We start from the raw sequence: 15,795 nt of genomic DNA on the forward strand, positions 1-15,795 counted from the left end.
ATCTCTCGCCAAGGCTCGCCCGGAGCATGAATGGCTGAAGAAAGCGACCTCGAAAAAACGGAACCCGCCTCACCGCAGCGCCTTGAAAAGGCCCGCGAGGAAGGGGACGTTGCCCGGTCGCGGGAGCTGGTCACCTTCGTAATGCTGGGCACGGCGGTTGCCGGCCTGTGGCTCACCGCGGGCTCGCTCGGGGGCACCCTGCGCGGCGCGCTGGCCCAGGGCATGCATTTCGACCGGGCCTCGGCGTTCGACCCCGCCTACATGATGTCGCGCGCCGGACTCTTGGCGTATGAGGCGCTGATTGCGCTGGCGCCCCTGTTCGGCATGATGGTGGTAGCCGCGGTGGTCGCCCCCATGATGCTCGGCGGCTGGCTGTTCTCGGCCAAGGCGATCGGCCCCAAGTTCAACAAGCTCGACCCGATTGCCGGCGTCGGCCGCATGTTCTCGACGCAGGCGCTGTCGGAGCTGATCAAGGCGCTGGCCAAGTCGCTGCTGATCGGCTGGGTGGCCTGGCTGGTGATCATGGGCAACATCGACGAGGTCAATGCGCTCATGGCGCAGTCGGAGCGCGCCGCGCTGCCGCAGATGATCGCCCTGGTGGCGCGCAATTGCGCCCTGATTGCCTCGGCGCTGCTGCTGGTGGCCCTCATCGACGTGCCCTACCAGCTGTGGAGCTACCACCGCAAGCTGCGCATGTCGCGCGAAGACCTGCGCCAGGAGCACAAGGAAAGCGAAGGCGACCCGCACATCAAGGCGCAGATCCGCCGCCAGCAACAGCAGATGGCGCGCCGCCGCATGATGGCCGAGGTGCCCAAGGCCGACATCGTGGTGACCAACCCCACGCACTTTGCGGTAGCGCTCAAGTATGTGGACCATGACATGCGCGCGCCGCGCGTGGTGGCCAAGGGAAGCGACCTCATCGCCGCGCGCATCCGCGAGCTTGCACGCGAGAACAACGTTGCCATTCTCGAAGCGCCGCCGCTCACGCGCGCGCTGTTCAAGCACACCCGCCTGGGCGACGAAATTCCGGCCGGCCTGTACACCGCCGTGGCCGAGGTGCTGGCCTGGGTCTACCAGCTCAAGCGCTGGAAGAGCGAAGGCGGCGAAGCGCCGCGCACGCCCGTCGACCTGCCCATTCCCGAATCGCTCGAATACTCGTTGGACGCCGCATGAACGCCACGCTGACCCGCCTGCAGGCGCAACTGTTCTCCGGAACCCAGTGGAAGGGCCTTGCCGGCCCGGTGCTGATCGTGCTCATCCTGAGCATGATGGTGCTGCCGCTGCCGGCCTTTCTGCTCGACCTGCTGTTCACCTTCAACATCGCAATGTCGGTGATGGTGCTGCTGGTGAGCATGTACACCATGAAGGCGCTCGACTTTGCGGCCTTTCCCGCGGTGCTGCTGTTCTCCACGCTGCTGCGCCTGTCCCTTAACGTGGCCTCCACCCGCGTGGTGCTGATACACGGCCACACAGGGCCCGACGCTGCAGGCAAGGTGATCGAGGCCTTCGGCCACTTTCTCGTGGGCGGCAACTTCGCGGTCGGCGTTATGGTGTTCATCATCCTTGTGCTCATCAACTTCATGGTGATCACCAAGGGCGCGGGGCGCATTGCCGAGGTGGGTGCGCGCTTCATGCTCGACGCGATGCCGGGCAAGCAGATGGCGATCGACGCCGACCTGAATGCCGGCCTCATCGGCGAAGACGTGGCGCGCAAGCGCCGGCAAGAAGTCGCGCAGGAAGCCGACTTCTACGGCTCGATGGACGGTGCCAGCAAGTTCGTGCGCGGCGACGCGGTGGCCGGCCTGTTGATCATGGTGATCAACATCATCGGCGGCCTGGTGGTCGGCATGGTGCAGCACGGGCTGGACTTCAGCACCGCCGGCAAGACCTACACGCTGCTGGCCATCGGCGACGGCCTGGTGGCGCAGATTCCGGCACTGGTGATCTCCACCGCCGCCGGTGTCATCGTGTCGCGCGTGACCACCGACGAAGACGTGGGCGGCCAACTGACCGGCCAGCTGTTCTCCAACCCGCAGGTGCTCTTTCTCACGGCCGGCATCATTGGCCTGATGGGCATGATCCCGGGCATGCCGAACCTGGCGTTCCTGCTGATCGCGGGTGGCCTGGTGTGGCTGGGCCGGCGCCTTCTCAAGCGCGCGCCGCAGGTCGCGGCCGAGCAAGCCGCCGCGGCGCAGGCCGCTGCCGCACCGGCGGTGGAAGCGCCCGAGGCAACCTGGGACGACGTGGCGCTGGTCGATCCGCTCGGCATGGAAGTCGGCTACCGCCTGATTCCGCTGGTGGACCAGACGCAGAACGGCGAACTGCTCGGCCGCATCAAGAGCATCCGCAAGAAGACCGCGCAAGAAATCGGCTTTCTGGCGCCGGTGGTGCACATCCGCGACAACCTCGAGATTGCGCCCAACACCTATGTCATCAGCCTGAAGGGCGTCGAGATCGGCCGCGGCGAGGCCTTCCCCAACCAGTGGATGGCCATCAACCCCGGCCAGGTGACCGGCACCCTGCCCGGCACGCCGACGCAGGACCCGGCCTTCCATTTGCCCGCGGTGTGGATCGACGCCAGCCTTCGGCAGGAGGCGCAAGTGCTCGGCTACACGGTGGTCGATGCCTGCACCGTGATGGCCACGCACCTGAACCACCTCATCCACACCAACGCCGCCGAGCTGCTGGGCCGCCAGGAAGTGCAGCAGCTGCTCGACCAGATCGGCAAGACCGCACCCAAGCTCACCGAAGACCTGGTGCCCAAGATCATCTCGCTGAGCACGCTGCACAAGGTGCTGCAGAACCTGCTCGACGAAGAGGTGCCGATCCGCGACATGCGCACCATTCTCGACGTGATGGCCGAGCACGCGCCCACCGTAAAGGACGCGGCCGAGCTCACCTCGCTCACGCGTCTGGCGCTTGGCCGTGCCATTACGCAGCAGCTGTTCCCGGGCGATTCCGAACTTCAGGTCATCGGCCTGGACGGCGCGCTCGACAGCGTGCTGCAGCAGGCGCTTGCCAACAACAACGGTATCGAGCCTGGCCTTGCCAACAGCCTGATGCAGCAGACCCGCGCCGCGATTGCGCGCCAGGAGCAGATGGGCCTTGCGCCGGTGCTGGTCGTCCAGCATTCGCTGCGAGTCCTGCTCTCGCGCTTTTTGCGCCGCAGCTTCCGTCAACTCAAGGTTCTCTCGCACGCCGAGATACCTGACACCCGCAACATCAAGATCACCGCCACCATCGGAGGAAGAGTTTGAACACCCAGACAGACGTGCGGACCAGCGCACGCAAGTTCGTCGCCCCCACCAGCCGGGAAGCCCTGCGCCTTGCGCGCGAAGCACTCGGCGCCGAAGCGATGGTGCTGACCAATCGCGTGGTTGCCGAAGGCGTGGAGATCGTCGCCATGGCACCGGACGAAGTGGAAGAAGTGCGTGCGAGCGCACCCGCGGCGCAGGCTACCGCGCAGCCCACGCCCGCTCCTGCAGCAGCTCCTGCAGCAGCTCCTGTTGCAGCTCCTGCAGCCGCCCCCGCGTCCGCCTTCATGCTCACCCCGGCGCCCGCCCCTGCACCCGCGGCGGCCCCCGTTGCAGTCGAGAGCGTGCTCGGAGAGCTGCACTCGATGCGCTGCATGATCGAAGAACAGCTCGCCGGCGTGGTGTGGAACGACAAGCAGCGCCGCGACCCGATGCGCGGGCGCCTGCTGCGCACGCTGCTCGGCGCCGGTTTCAGCGCGCGGCTCTCCAAGGCCATGCTGGAGCACCTGCCCACGGGCCAGAGCTATGCCCAGGGCATGGCCTTCGTGCGCTCCGAGCTGATCCGGACCCTTCCGGTGCATGAAGACGAAGACGCGCTGCTGGCGCAAGGCGGCGTGTATGCGCTGATGGGCCCCACCGGCGTTGGCAAGACCACGACCACGGCCAAGCTCGCCGCGCGCTGCGTGATGCGCTTCGGCGCCGAGAAGCTGGCGCTGGTCACCACCGACAGCTACCGTATCGGCGCCTACGAACAGCTGCGTATCTACGGCCAGATTCTCAATGTGCCGGTGTACGCCGTGAAGGATGCGGCCGACCTGCACCTGGTACTGCAAGACCTGCGCGACAAGCACATGGTGCTGATCGACACGGTCGGCATGAGCCAGCGCGACCGCGCCGTCTCCGACCAGATCGCGATGTTCTGCAACAGCCAGCGGCCCGTGAAGCGGCTGCTGCTGCTCAATGCCGCAAGCCATGGCGACACGCTCAACGAAGTGGTGCACGCCTACCGCAACGGCGGCGGCAACGAGCTGGCCGGCTGCATCTTCACCAAGGTCGACGAGGCCACCCACCCCGGCGCGCTGATCGACACCGTCATTCGCCATCGCCTGCCGGTGCACTACGTGTCCAGCGGACAGAAGGTGCCCGAGAACCTGATGCGCGCCGATCGCGCCCAGCTGGTGGACAGCGTGTTCCAGGCCAACAGCCGCAGCGCGCTCTTCGTTCCTGGCGAAAGCGACATGCAGGACGGATCCGCGGCAAACGCCGATGCCTCAGCCGCACAGGCCGAGGCCGAACGGCAGCGGCTGCGTTACCGCCAGCTGATTCGCGCCATGGCGCACGACGCGCAAGAGGTGGCCGCCGCCGCGGCTGCGCTCACAAATGCGCCGCTCGGCTTCGAGCAGTCGCGCGCGCTCTGGCGCCAGGCCGCCGATGAAAACGTCGGCCACAAGGCGGTGCTGCAAGCGCTCATGATGCATGCCACGAGCGAGATCGCTACCGGCTGCGACACCCATCTGCTCGCGCTGTCGAGCCAGGTGAGTCTCAAGTCGGACGAAGGCGGCGACGCCTATCAATGCCATGGCAGCCTGCTGCTTTCGGACCGCACCGGCATGCCGCTGGCCGCACCCAACCAGTGGCTTTCCACCGGCACGGTCCGCAACCCCGCCGACCCGGCGCGCAGGCCCGGCGTGCGGCAAGTGCAGTGGCTGCGCCAGCAGGACTTCGGCAAGACCGTGGTGCACGTGCTGTCGCGGCTGCCCGCGGCCGAGCTCATGCTGCAGTGGAAAGTGCAGCGCCAGCAGTGGCTCGCGCGCGCACCCGGCTCCACCGCGGTCATCGACCCACGCACCGGCGAATACGCCACCCTCACGGGGCTGGACTTCTCGTTCGGCGAAGAACGGCCGGTGACCTTCAAGGGCCGCCCCGCGCTGCAATCCGAAGCCCAGGCCCACATCACGCTGCGCACCGACGGCGGCCCGCCCGGCCTGCGCTGCGTGGTCACCCGCATCACCGATCCGCGCAGCCGCAAGGTGCTGGCGCAGACCTATGCGCTCTCCAACGTCGGCCAGGAAGTTTCCGTGCTGCAGCTTGCGCAATGGCAGGCCTGGGCCGCCGAAGCGGAGCCCTGCTTCCGCCTGCTGCGCCAGGGCCTCTCGGTCATCGGCGGGCTCGGCGAGGCGGGCGATCCGCACATGATGAAGCGCCTGCTCATCGCCGGCCAGGTCACCACCACCGTGTGGCGGCTGCTGCAGGCAGATGGCGACTGGGCCGGCCGCACGCGTGCGCTGCTGGGCCAGCTGACCGGCCGCCCGGTGCGGCCCGGCCGCGCCCTCTCGGGCAACGTGTTGTATGCAGGCATGGGCAAGCTGTTCTTCCTGCTGGAGGCGCTGGACACGTGAGCAAGCTGGTGCCGGATCAAGCCGACGGACTGCGGCGGCTGCTCGCGCAGTCGTCCGTGCGGCTCATCGCCATCGCGGGCATGGAGCGCCGACAGGGTGCTACCACCGCGGCAATGAACCTGGGCGCGGCCCTGGCCCACATGGGCAAGGACGTGCTATTGCTGGACGAGCACAGGGCCGGCGCGAACTCGGTTCGCGGCGCGTGGGCCGTCGACCCGCTCGGAACGCTCGCCGACGTCGCCACCCGGCGGCTCACCTGCGAAGGCGCGGCCGCGCGTGCCGAGTGCGGCGTCAACGTGCTGCCGGCGGTGCCGGGCGCCCAGCCCGACCATGTCGACCCGCGTCTGTTCTGGGACGGCGACGTGGTGCTGATCGACGCGGCGCTCGACAGTGCCGGCCACTTGTCGCCGCTGGCGCGGTTGGCGGACGACCTGGTGGTGGTGCTCCAGCCCAACCCCGCGTCCATCACCGCCACCTACTCGGGCATCAAGCGGCTGCACTACGCGCACGCGCTGCACCAGCTGCGGTTGCTGGTCAACGGCGTCGCCGAACCCGACGCGGCCCGGCGGCTCATGGCCAACCTGATCGACACGGGTAGCCGCTACCTGGCGATTTCGATGCATGCCGCGGGCTGGGTGCGCGCCGATCCGCACCTGAGCGATGCAAGGCGCCTGCGCCGGACCGTCGTCGAGGCGTTCCCGACCAGCCCGGCGGCGGTGGACTTCCGCGTCATCGGCGCCGACGTTGCGCAATGGCCGTGGCGCCCATCGGTTCGCGCGCGGGACGCGGAGCCGGCGCCCTGGCGGCCGGAGGCACTGGCGCCGCAACAAGCACATGAGGAAAGGGAAGGCCGTGTACACCGCTCAGGGCAATATTGAAAAGTCTCATCTGCTGAAGCAGCACCAGCCCATGGTGCGCCGCATGGCGCTCCAGATGCTGGCCAAGCTGCCCGCCAGCGTCGAGCTCGACGACCTGATCCAGGCCGGCATGATCGGGCTGCTGGACGCCTCTACCCGCTACCAGGACAACCGCGGCGCGCAGTTCGAAACCTTTGCGAGCCAGCGCATCCGCGGCGCCATGCTCGACGAACTGCGTGCGAGCGACTGGGGCTCCCGCAACCTGCGCCAGCAGGCCCGCAAGGTCGAACAGGCGATCCAGTCGCTGGAGCACCGGCTGGGCCGGCCCGCCACCGAAGGGGAGATCGCCAAGGAACTGAAGATGGACCTGGATGACTACCAGTCGCTGCTGCAGGAGATCCAGGGCTGCCAGCTGCTGTACGTCGAAGACTTTGCGCAGGAGGGCGAATCCGACAACCCCTGGCTCGACCGCCAGGCGCGCGGCGGCCGCCCCGGCGCCGACGACGACCCGCTGGCGCAGCTGCTCGAGGCCGGTTTTCGCCACGAGCTGGTCGACGCCATTTCCGCCCTGCCCGAGCGCGACCAGCTGCTGCTGAACCTGTACTACGAAGAAGAACTGAACCTGCGCGAGATCGGCGCCATCCTGGAAGTGACCCAGTCGCGCGTGTGCCAGCTGCACGCCCAGGCCATCAGCCGCCTGCGCGCGCACCTGAAACATTCGCTCTAGCGCCGCTTGACCCTCACGTAGCGGCAGGGTCTACGATGCCTTCAACTTGAGAGGGAAGGCATGTTCTTGAAGATCGGCGAACTCGCCCGGCGCACCGGGCTGACGGTTCGCGCATTGCGCCACTACGACGACATCGCACTGCTGGTGCCGTCCGAAAGATCCAGCGGCGGCTATCGCCTGTACGGCCGAAAGGACGTGGCGCGGCTCTACCGCATCCAGGCGCTGCGGCGGCTCGACCTGCCGCTTGCGGACATACAGCAACTTCTCGATGACGACGCCGGAGGGCTTCCGGAGGTCGTGGCCCGGCAGGTCGCGCAGCTCGACGACGAGATCCTGCGGGCCTCCGCTCTGCGCACCCACCTGCTCGCGGTGCAGGGCCTGCTGCAGGCCAGCGAAGAGCCCGGCATCGACGACTGGCTGCTGGCACTCGAAAGCATGGTTGCGGGCGCAAAGTACTTCAGCGACGACGAGCAGCGCACGCTCGAGGCGCAGCGCCGCGGCGCGGCCGATGCCCTGGCTCCAGAGCGCGCGGAATTGTCGGCCTGCCTGCATGGCCTCATGGCGGCCGGCGCATCGCCCGAAAGCCCGCAGGCCCTGGCCCTGGCGCGGCGCTGGATTGCGCTGCTGCTCGAAGAAGCCGGCGGCGACGAGGGCCTGCTGATGAAGCTCTACGCCATGCACTGGAACGAGCCGTCGCTCCATGCGCTCACCGGCGTGGACCGCGCGGGCATCCGCTACATCTCGCACGCCATGGCGTTCGCGCGCCTGCAACTCTATGCGCCCTACTGCAGCGAGGAAGACATGGCCACGCTGCGCCGGCACTACGCTGCGCAGACCGATGCGTGGCCGCCGCTCATCGCGGAAGTCCGGCAGCAGATGATGGCGAAGGAGCCCACCCACGGCCCGGCCATGCGCGCGCTGGCGTTGCGCTGGCAGGCGCTGTCGCTCGCCAAGGCCGGCGGCGACGCGGCCCTGCATGCCAGGCTGCAGCACGCATTTCGCCAGGACGCGGCGCTGCGGGCCGGTTCGGGTATCGACGAGGCGTTGGCCGCCTATGTCGGGCAAGCGATTGCACAGCTCGACGGCACGCCGCCTCTCATGAACAAACCCCAAGGCCCCCAGTGAACGCAGCAGCGCAGAAGAACCCTCACTTCTTCACCGGCAACTACGCGCCGCTGACCGAAGAGCACGACATTGCCGCGCTCGAGATCCAAGGCGCGCTGCCGCCCGGGCTCTCGGGCAGCCTCTACCGCGTCGGCCCGAACCCGCAATTCACACCGCGCGACGACAGCTACCACTGGTTCTCCGGCGACGGCATGGTGCATGCCTTTCATATCGGCGAGGGCAAGGTGTCTTACAGCAACCGCTGGGCGCGCACGCCCAAATGGCAGCTCGAGCATGAAGCCGGGCACGCGCTTTTCGGCACCTTCGGCAACCCCGCCACCAGCGACCCGCTGGCGCATGGCCAGAACGGCGGCACCGCCAACACCAGCATGCTGTGGCATGGCAACCGGCTCTTCGCACTCGAAGAGTCGCACCAGCCTTTCGAGCTCGATGCGTTCACGCTGGCTTCCAGGGGGCATCAGAGCTTCGGCGGGCGCGTGGCCTCGCGCTGCACCGCGCACCCGAAGATCGACCCCGAAACCGGTGAACTGCATTTCTTCGCGTACTCGCCCGACGGTCCCTGCTCGCCGACCATGCTCTACGGCGTGATGGACCCGCATTGCGAAGTCACGCAACTGCAGTCGTTCACCGCGCCGCATGCCAGCATGGCGCACGACTTCATGCTGACGCGCGGGCACGTGCTCTTTCCGGTCACGCCGCTGACGCTCAGCATCGAGCGCGCGATGCAAGGCAAGCCGCTGCTCGCGTGGGACGCCACCAAGCGCACCCATGTCGGCGTGATGCGCCGCGGCAGCGCGGTCGACACCCTGCGCTGGTTCGAGACCGACGCCTGCCACGTGTTCCACGTGATGAATGCCTGGGACGACGGCGAGACCATCGTGGCCTATGTAATGCAGTCGGACACCGCCCCCGGCCTGCCCGATGCCGAAGGCCGCCCCGGCGACCCGCACGCCATGGCTGCGCGCCTGTGCCGGTGGACCTTCGACCTGGCCGGTGAGAGCAACGGCTTCCAGCGTGAATACCTGGACGACCTGGCGGCGGAGTTTCCGCGCATCGACGAGCGCTACACCGGGCGCCGCAACCGCTACGGTTTCTACACCTGCCATGCGACGCCGCGCGCGCGAGACGACTCGCAGAGCGTGCTCTACGACCGCCTGGCCCGGTTCGACTTCGATACCTCCACGCGCAGCCTGTACACGCTGCCGCAAGGAGACGTGGTGTCCGAACCGGTGTTCGTGCCGCGCGCGGCGGATGCGGCCGAGGGCGACGGCTGGCTGCTTGCCGTAGCCTGGCGCGAAAAGGAAAACCGCAGCGACCTGCTCGTGTTCGAGGCCATGCGCTTGTCCGCGGGGCCGGTTGCGGTGGCCCGCCTGCCGCACCGCGTGCCGTTCGGGTTTCACGGGAATTGGCGTCCGTGCAACAAAGTGACTTTAGGCACTGGGGGCAATCGTTCCTTCCCCCTAAATTTGCGCGGGGCCTGATCTCGGCCCTTTGCAACAAACGGGGAGGATCGCATGAAGAAGTCCACGGGCAAGCCAAGCCGGCTCGCGCTTTCAAGATCGGCCATGGCCACGGCGGTAGCCGGGCTCATGGCTCTGGCGGGCTGCCAGAACATGCCCGCTCTCGACATGCAGATGGGCAGCCCATCCGCCAAGACGGTGGCCACCGGCAGCGCGGCCGGCTCGGCCACCGCCGGCGAAAGCAGCCAGCTGGAACGCTGCGAGTCGCCGCTGGGCACCGTCTCGCTGATCGAAAACGTCAATGCCGGCTGGTACACCGTGCTCACCGGCGAATACCGCCTGCCGCCCACGGCCAACCTGCTGCGCTTGCTGGTGCAGCAATCGAACTGCTTCGTGGTGGTCGAGCGCGGCGCGGCGGGCATGAACGCCATGAACCGCGAGCGTGCGCTCATGCAGTCGGGTGAAATGCGCGGGGGCAGCAACTTCGGGCGCGGCCAGATGGTGGCTTCGGACTACGGACTTTCGCCCGAGATCGTCTTCAGCAACAACGACGCGGGTGGCCTTGGCGGCGCGCTGGGCGGGTTGGTGGGCGGGGGGCGAGGCCTCGCCATCGCCAAGCTGGGCGCGAGCTTGCAGACAAAAGAAGCCAGCGCACTGCTGACGCTTATCGACAACCGCTCGGGTGTGCAGGTGGCAGCGGCCGAAGGCAGTGCTTCGAAGACCGACTTCGCGGGCTTTGCCGGTCTGAGCGGCGTTTCCGCAGCCGGGGGCGTCGGCGGCTACACGCGCACGCCGCAGGGCAAGGTGATTGCCGCTGCGTTCATGGACTCCTTCAACCAGATGGTCCGGTCGCTGCGCAGCTACAAGGCGCAGACGGTACGCGGCCAGGGCCTCGGCGGCGGCGGGCGCCTGGGTGTCGATGGCGGAGCGGCCCCTTCGTCGACTTCGGCGCCGTCTGCGTCGAATCGCAGAGGCAAATAGGCCCGCGGCTCCGGGGCGAATCGCCCTGGCTTCCGGGCCATTGGCAAGCCCTTAGAACCCGAGGCTCTCCAGCAGGTCGTCCACCTGGGCCTGGCCGGTCACGGCGTCCGGGTTGCCGGCCACTACCTGCGGGCCGTTCTGCAGGCTGTTGGCCTCCGCCTCGTGGCGTTTTTCAAGGTGCTTTTCGATGTGCGAGTTGTCGATCAGCACCTGGAGCAGTTGCGTCTCCACGTCGTTGACCACTTCCATCATCTTCTTGATGACCTGGCCGGTCAGGTCCTGGAAGTCCTGGGCCATCAGGATTTCGATCAGCTGCGTGTTGATGGCGCCGGCCTTCTGCGGGACTTCCTGCAGGTAGCCGCGCGTGTCCATGACCAGTTGGCGCGCATGGTCCAGCTCCACCGGGTTTGCAAACCATTCGTCCCAGCGCTTGCTGAGCCCCTTGGCATTGCTTGCAAGGTCTTCCTGCAGCGGCTGCGCCAGGTCGATGGCGTTGAGCGCGCGGTGCGCCGCCCGCTCGGTCATCGAGGCGATGTAGCCCAGCCGGTCGCGCGCATCCGGAATGGCTTGCGCGGCCTTGGCCACCTGCTTGTCGAGCCCCAACTCGCGCAGGCCTTCGCGCAATTGCCGGGTCAGCTGCCCGATGCGCCCGAGCAACTCTTCGGCTGTGTTCCCGTGCTCTACGGGTTCGAGCGCAGCGTGTGTCATTTCAGGCCGCCTCTTTCTGGAGCTTCTCGAAGATCTTGTTGATCTTCTCTTCGAGCGTGGCCGCCGTGAAGGGCTTGACCACATAGCCGTTGGCGCCTGCCTGGGCGGCCGCAATGATGTTTTCCTTCTTGGCTTCGGCCGTGACCATGAGCACCGGCAGCTTGCCGAGCTCGGGGTCGGCGCGAATGGTCTGCAGCATGGTCAGGCCGTCCATGTTGGGCATGTTCCAGTCCGACACCACAAAGCCGAAGTTTCCGCCGCGCAGCTTCTCGATGCCGGCCGCGCCGTCTTCCGCCTCGTCGACGTTCAGGAACTCGAGTTCCTTCAACAGGTTGCGCACGATGCGGCGCATGGTCGGGAAGTCGTCCACAACCAAAATTTTGATGCTCTTATCGATCACGATTTTTCCAACTCCAACAGTTCGTTTTCAAACCCGGTTCGCGCGTTCGCCGAAGGTGCGCAGATGGGCCAGCACGCGGCGCCCCATCTCTCCCAGCGGCGCCACGTCGTCAACGGCCCCCAATGCAATGGCCTCGCGCGGCATGCCGAAGACCACGCAGCTCGCTTCGTCCTGCGCGAATGTGTAGGCGCCCGCCTGCTTCATGCGCAGCAACCCTTCGGCGCCGTCCTTGCCCATGCCCGTCAGGATCATTCCGATCGCGTTCTTGCCGGCATGCCGTGCAGCCGAGTCGAAGAGCACGTCGATGGAAGGACGATGGCGGTTCACCGGCGGCTCCTCGTTCAGCTGGGCCACGTAGTTGGCACCGCTGCGGCTGAGCGACAGGTGAAAGCCGCCCGGCGCAATGTAGGCATAGCCCGGCAGCACGCGCTCGCCGTGCTCGGCCTCCTTCACGGTAATGCGGCACAGGCCGTTCAGGCGCTGCGCAAAAGACCGCGTGAAGCCGGCCGGCATGTGCTGCGCAATGAGCACGGCCGGCGAGTCCGGCGGCAGCGGCAGCAGCACCTCGCGGATGGCTTCCGTTCCGCCCGTGGAGGCGCCGATGATGATGAGCTTCTCGGTACTCAGCAGCGGGCTGCGCAGCATCGGTTCCTGCGGGCTCTCCGGTGCACCCTTCGCGGCGGTGGCGTGCCGGCTCGGCAACAGCCGCGCGGCGGCGGCCGTGCGGATCTTGCCGGCGATGATTTCGGTGTACTGCATGAGCCCGTCGCGCACGCCGAGGCGCGGCTTGGTCACGAAGTCGATGGCACCCAGCTCCAGCGCACGCAGCGCAATTTCCGAGCCGCGCTCGGTCAGCGACGACACCATGACCACCGGCATCGGGCGCAGGCGCATCAGCTTCTCGAGAAATTCCAGCCCGTCCATGCGCGGCATCTCGACGTCGAGCGTGAGCACGTCGGGGTTGGTCACCTTGATGAGGTCGCGTGCCTGCAGCGGATCGGCCGCGGTGCCGACCACCGTCATATCGGACTGGCTGTTGATGATCTCCGTCATCACGCTGCGAATCAGCGCCGAATCGTCGACGCAAACTACCTTGATCTTCTTCATGCGACCCAACTCCCCTTGCCATACGTGGCAGACCATTTGCGCAGCAGCTCGCCTTCGTCGTGCTGGACCGCCTGAATATCGACTTGCGCGCGCAGCTTGCGCACCACTGCCTTGCCAGTGGGCAGCAGGCACACGCGGCGCGCATGCAGGCCGCGCAAGTCTTGCGCGGCGATGGTGATGCGCTGCTTCTCGAGGTAGCGCAGCACGAAGTCGGCGTTGCGCCCGCCGATGTTGAGCATGGTCATGTTGGCCAGCACCGCGGCGCCGCCGAAGACCTTGGCCCGCAGGCGTTCGCGCCTTGCGCCCGCGCGCAGCAGCTCGGCAATGAGCACGTCCATGGCGTAGGCGCCATAGCGCATCGATTCGACCTGGTCCCGTGCATCGGCCTCGGCGTCGTCCGGGAGCATGAAGTGGTTCATGCCCGCAACGCCCGCTTCCACGTCGGTGACGCAGGCCGCCACGCAGGAACCCAGCACGGTGGTCAGCAGGATGCCGGCATCCGTCACGTAGTACTCCGCCGGCAGCAGCTTGACTGCCGTGCAATCGAAGTCGCGGTCGAAGTAGTGGTGCGTGGCCACCGAGCCCGGCACGGCCGGCGGCCTGGAACCCCGCTCCTGAAGCAGGCCCGGATTCATGCGCGCGCCTTGCTCAGCGTGTACACCGTCTGCCCGATCGTCTTGAACGTCTGGTTCACCAGCGACGCGTTTTCGGAGTGCCCCGCAAACAGGAGGCCGTTGGGCTTGAGCAGCGGCACGAAGCGGTCCAGCAGCTTCTTCTGCGTGGGCTTGTCGAAATAGATCATCACGTTGCGGCAGAAGATCGCGTCCACGGGCTCCTTCACCGGCCACCCCGCGTCCAGCAGGTTGAGCCGCGAGAACTTGACCATGGCGGTCACTTCGGGACGCACCCTCACCTTGCCCGCGTTGGAGCCCGTGCCCTTGTTGAAGAAACGCCGCAGGCGCTCCGGGGACAGCCGGTTCACCTGCTCCATGGTGAACACCGCGGCCGAGGCCCTGGCCAGCACCGAGGTGTCGATGTCGGTGGCAATCACGCGGGCGGTGCTCGCGCGCTCGCCGAGCGCTTCCATCAGCGTGATGGCGATCGAATAGGGTTCTTCGCCGGTGGATGCGGCCGCGCACCACACCGTGACGGGCTGCGTCGCCTTGCGTGCCAGGTCCGCCAGCACCGGAAAGTGGTGCGCCTCGCGAAAGAACGACGTCAGGTTGGTCGTCAGAGAATTGATGAACAGCTGCCACTCGTCGCCGTCGCGGCTGTCTTCCAGCATGTTCAGGTAGGTGGCGAACTGGGGCAGCCCCAGGTCCCGCAGGCGGCGCGAAAGCCGGCTGTACACCATCTGCCGCTTGTGCTCGCCCAGGGCGATGCCGGCGCGGCGATGAATGAGCGTGCGAATCCGCGAGAAGTCGCTGTCGGTAAAAAGAAATTCGGACGTCATGCTCAATGTCTCAATGGCCGTCAATGGGCACCGCGTCCTGCGACCAGGCCAGCGCGGAAAGGTGTGCGGCGTTGACCTGCGCGGCGCTCAGCAGCAGCGCTTCCGCCAGGCGCGGCGCATCGCCGGTGTCCAGCTCGCAGGCCTCGGCCAGCGAGAGGAACGGGCCGTACACGCCGCCGCGCGTCAGGATGGCCTGCTGCACCGAATCGGAAAGCTGCACCTTGCTGAGCACCTCTTGCATCGGAATGCCAAGCAACTGGTCGATGAGCGAGAACATTCCCACCACGAAGAGGTTGTCCGACTCGCCGCGCGGCAGCATGATTTCGCCCATCAGCTCGACGAACCGGCCGCGCATGATGGCCTTCTTCATCATGAAGGGCGGGCTGCCCGTCGGGTTGCTGGTTGCCAGCAGCATCGACAGCCAGCGGAACAGCGGCGAATAGCCGAGCATGGTCACCGCATGGTGCAGCGAATGGATCTCGACGCCCGCGCCCACGGCAGGCGAATTCATGTGGCGCAGCAGCCTGTAGGTGAGCGCCGCATCGCGCTTGAGGGCGGCTTCGATCTCGCGCAGGTCTTCGTTGCGCTGGATCATCTGCAGCAGCCGCATGATCAGGATCGATTCGGGCTCCAGCGCGTGGCTGCCGGTTTTCACCACGGGCGGCGGCAGACCGCAGCTCGGATCGGCAAACACGTCGATACGGCGCGCGGCGCAAGCCTCGAAGTCTTTCCACGAAGCCATGCGCGTCGCAATCGGCTGGATGGGCATGTGGTCGGGCTGCTCGCCGCGGCGGGCGGCAGCAACGAGCATCGGGTCTCCGTCGGCCACGTCGAAATGGGTCACCATGCCAAGAAGTTCGTGGTCTTCAGGCAGCGCGGTGGCGCCGCGCAGCATGAAGCTGAACCCCTGCTCGCGCAGGAACATCAGCACCGGCCGCAAGTCGTGGTTCGCAAGATCGGCAAGCTCCACGCAGAACACCGTGTATTCGGGCGGCAGCGATTGCAGCGCACCCAGCGCCAGCGATTCCGCATTCACATCGAAGAACAGTTCGCTGCGCCCCAGCTGCCACGGGGTGTCCGGTGGATTGAGATGCTCGGTCACGCAGGCCACCAGGGCCTTGAACTGCGTGATCGCGTCGGGCGCTTCTTCGGGCCTGGCGGCCGGGCGCCATCCGAGCTTGTAGCCTGCAACCCGCTTCTGTGCATCCAGCAGCAGGGTGTAGGCCACGTAGCCGTCTGCATTGCGCAAGGCCATCAAGTCTTTCGACTGTCCGGGTGCCGGTGTTTCTTCGGCGGCGGAGCGCCGGAAAAAATCAAAACGCAT

14 protein-coding genes are annotated in these 15,795 nt (G+C 67.1%); 8 read left to right on the plus strand and 6 right to left on the minus strand.

The window, feature by feature from the left end; genetic code table 11:
* Positions 1–30 precede the first annotated feature (30 nt).
* From flhB to V9L21_RS01645, 8 genes are read left to right on the plus strand one after another with little or no spacing between them, the layout of a single operon-like run.
* Positions 31–1,173 (plus strand): flagellar biosynthesis protein FlhB, encoded by a 1,143-nt coding sequence (gene flhB / locus V9L21_RS01610; RefSeq protein ID WP_337308561.1) that lies wholly within the window; start codon positions 31–33, stop codon positions 1,171–1,173.
* Complete coding sequence (flhA, locus tag V9L21_RS01615; RefSeq protein WP_337308563.1) at positions 1,170–3,257, plus strand: flagellar biosynthesis protein FlhA; 2,088 nt, start codon at positions 1,170–1,172, stop codon at positions 3,255–3,257. Before flhB ends, flhA begins: the two co-directional genes overlap by 4 nt.
* On the plus strand, positions 3,254–5,653 hold the full coding sequence (gene flhF / locus V9L21_RS01620) for a flagellar biosynthesis protein FlhF (protein WP_337308564.1): 2,400 nt from the start codon (positions 3,254–3,256) through the stop codon (positions 5,651–5,653). The genes flhA and flhF overlap by 4 nt, the downstream gene beginning before the upstream one ends.
* 8 nt (positions 5,654–5,661) lie before the next feature.
* The gene (locus V9L21_RS01625) at positions 5,662–6,531 is read left to right on the plus strand and encodes a MinD/ParA family ATP-binding protein (protein WP_337308566.1); all 870 of its coding nucleotides are present in this window, start codon (positions 5,662–5,664) and stop codon (positions 6,529–6,531) included.
* Positions 6,488–7,237, plus strand: coding sequence for an RNA polymerase sigma factor FliA (locus tag V9L21_RS01630; RefSeq protein WP_337308568.1), 750 nt, complete (start codon positions 6,488–6,490; stop codon positions 7,235–7,237). Before V9L21_RS01625 ends, V9L21_RS01630 begins: the two co-directional genes overlap by 44 nt.
* Before the next feature lie 60 nt (positions 7,238–7,297).
* Positions 7,298–8,362, plus strand: a complete 1,065-nt coding sequence (locus tag V9L21_RS01635; RefSeq protein WP_337308570.1) for a MerR family transcriptional regulator — start codon at positions 7,298–7,300, stop codon at positions 8,360–8,362.
* Positions 8,359–9,843: a carotenoid oxygenase family protein gene (locus tag V9L21_RS01640; protein ID WP_337308572.1), complete on the plus strand. Its 1,485-nt coding sequence runs from the start codon at positions 8,359–8,361 to the stop codon at positions 9,841–9,843. Before V9L21_RS01635 ends, V9L21_RS01640 begins: the two co-directional genes overlap by 4 nt.
* Positions 9,844–9,876: 33 nt before the next feature.
* Positions 9,877–10,803: a CsgG/HfaB family protein gene (locus V9L21_RS01645; RefSeq protein WP_443304487.1), complete on the plus strand. Its 927-nt coding sequence runs from the start codon at positions 9,877–9,879 to the stop codon at positions 10,801–10,803.
* Positions 10,804–10,854: 51 nt separating this feature from the next.
* On the opposite strand, the gene cheZ is transcribed toward V9L21_RS01645, so the two are convergent.
* The 6 genes from cheZ to V9L21_RS01675 are packed head-to-tail and all read right to left on the minus strand — an operon-like array spanning position 10,855 to position 15,795.
* On the minus strand, positions 10,855–11,511 hold the full coding sequence (gene cheZ / locus V9L21_RS01650; RefSeq protein ID WP_258502086.1) for a protein phosphatase CheZ: 657 nt from the start codon (positions 11,509–11,511) through the stop codon (positions 10,855–10,857).
* Position 11,512: 1 nt separating this feature from the next.
* On the minus strand, positions 11,513–11,908 hold the full coding sequence (gene cheY / locus V9L21_RS01655; protein WP_185868148.1) for a chemotaxis response regulator CheY: 396 nt from the start codon (positions 11,906–11,908) through the stop codon (positions 11,513–11,515).
* A gap of 30 nt (positions 11,909–11,938) precedes the next feature.
* The gene (locus tag V9L21_RS01660; RefSeq protein WP_337308575.1) at positions 11,939–13,018 is read right to left on the minus strand and encodes a protein-glutamate methylesterase/protein-glutamine glutaminase; all 1,080 of its coding nucleotides are present in this window, start codon (positions 13,016–13,018) and stop codon (positions 11,939–11,941) included.
* Entirely contained in the window at positions 13,015–13,653 is a 639-nt protein-coding gene (cheD, locus tag V9L21_RS01665; protein ID WP_337308577.1) for a chemoreceptor glutamine deamidase CheD, read from the minus strand. The genes V9L21_RS01660 and cheD overlap by 4 nt, the downstream gene beginning before the upstream one ends.
* A complete protein-coding gene (locus tag V9L21_RS01670; protein WP_337308578.1) occupies positions 13,650–14,471 on the minus strand; it encodes a CheR family methyltransferase in 822 nt (273 codons plus the stop codon). The genes cheD and V9L21_RS01670 overlap by 4 nt, the downstream gene beginning before the upstream one ends.
* A 10-nt stretch (positions 14,472–14,481) precedes the next feature.
* Positions 14,482–15,795 carry an EAL and HDOD domain-containing protein gene (locus V9L21_RS01675; protein ID WP_337308580.1) on the minus strand — a complete coding sequence of 438 codons (1,314 nt, stop codon included), beginning with the start codon at positions 15,793–15,795 and terminating at the stop codon, positions 14,482–14,484.

Source organism: Variovorax sp. CCNWLW235 (assembly GCF_037204085.1).
GTDB lineage: Bacteria > Pseudomonadota > Gammaproteobacteria > Burkholderiales > Burkholderiaceae_C > Variovorax.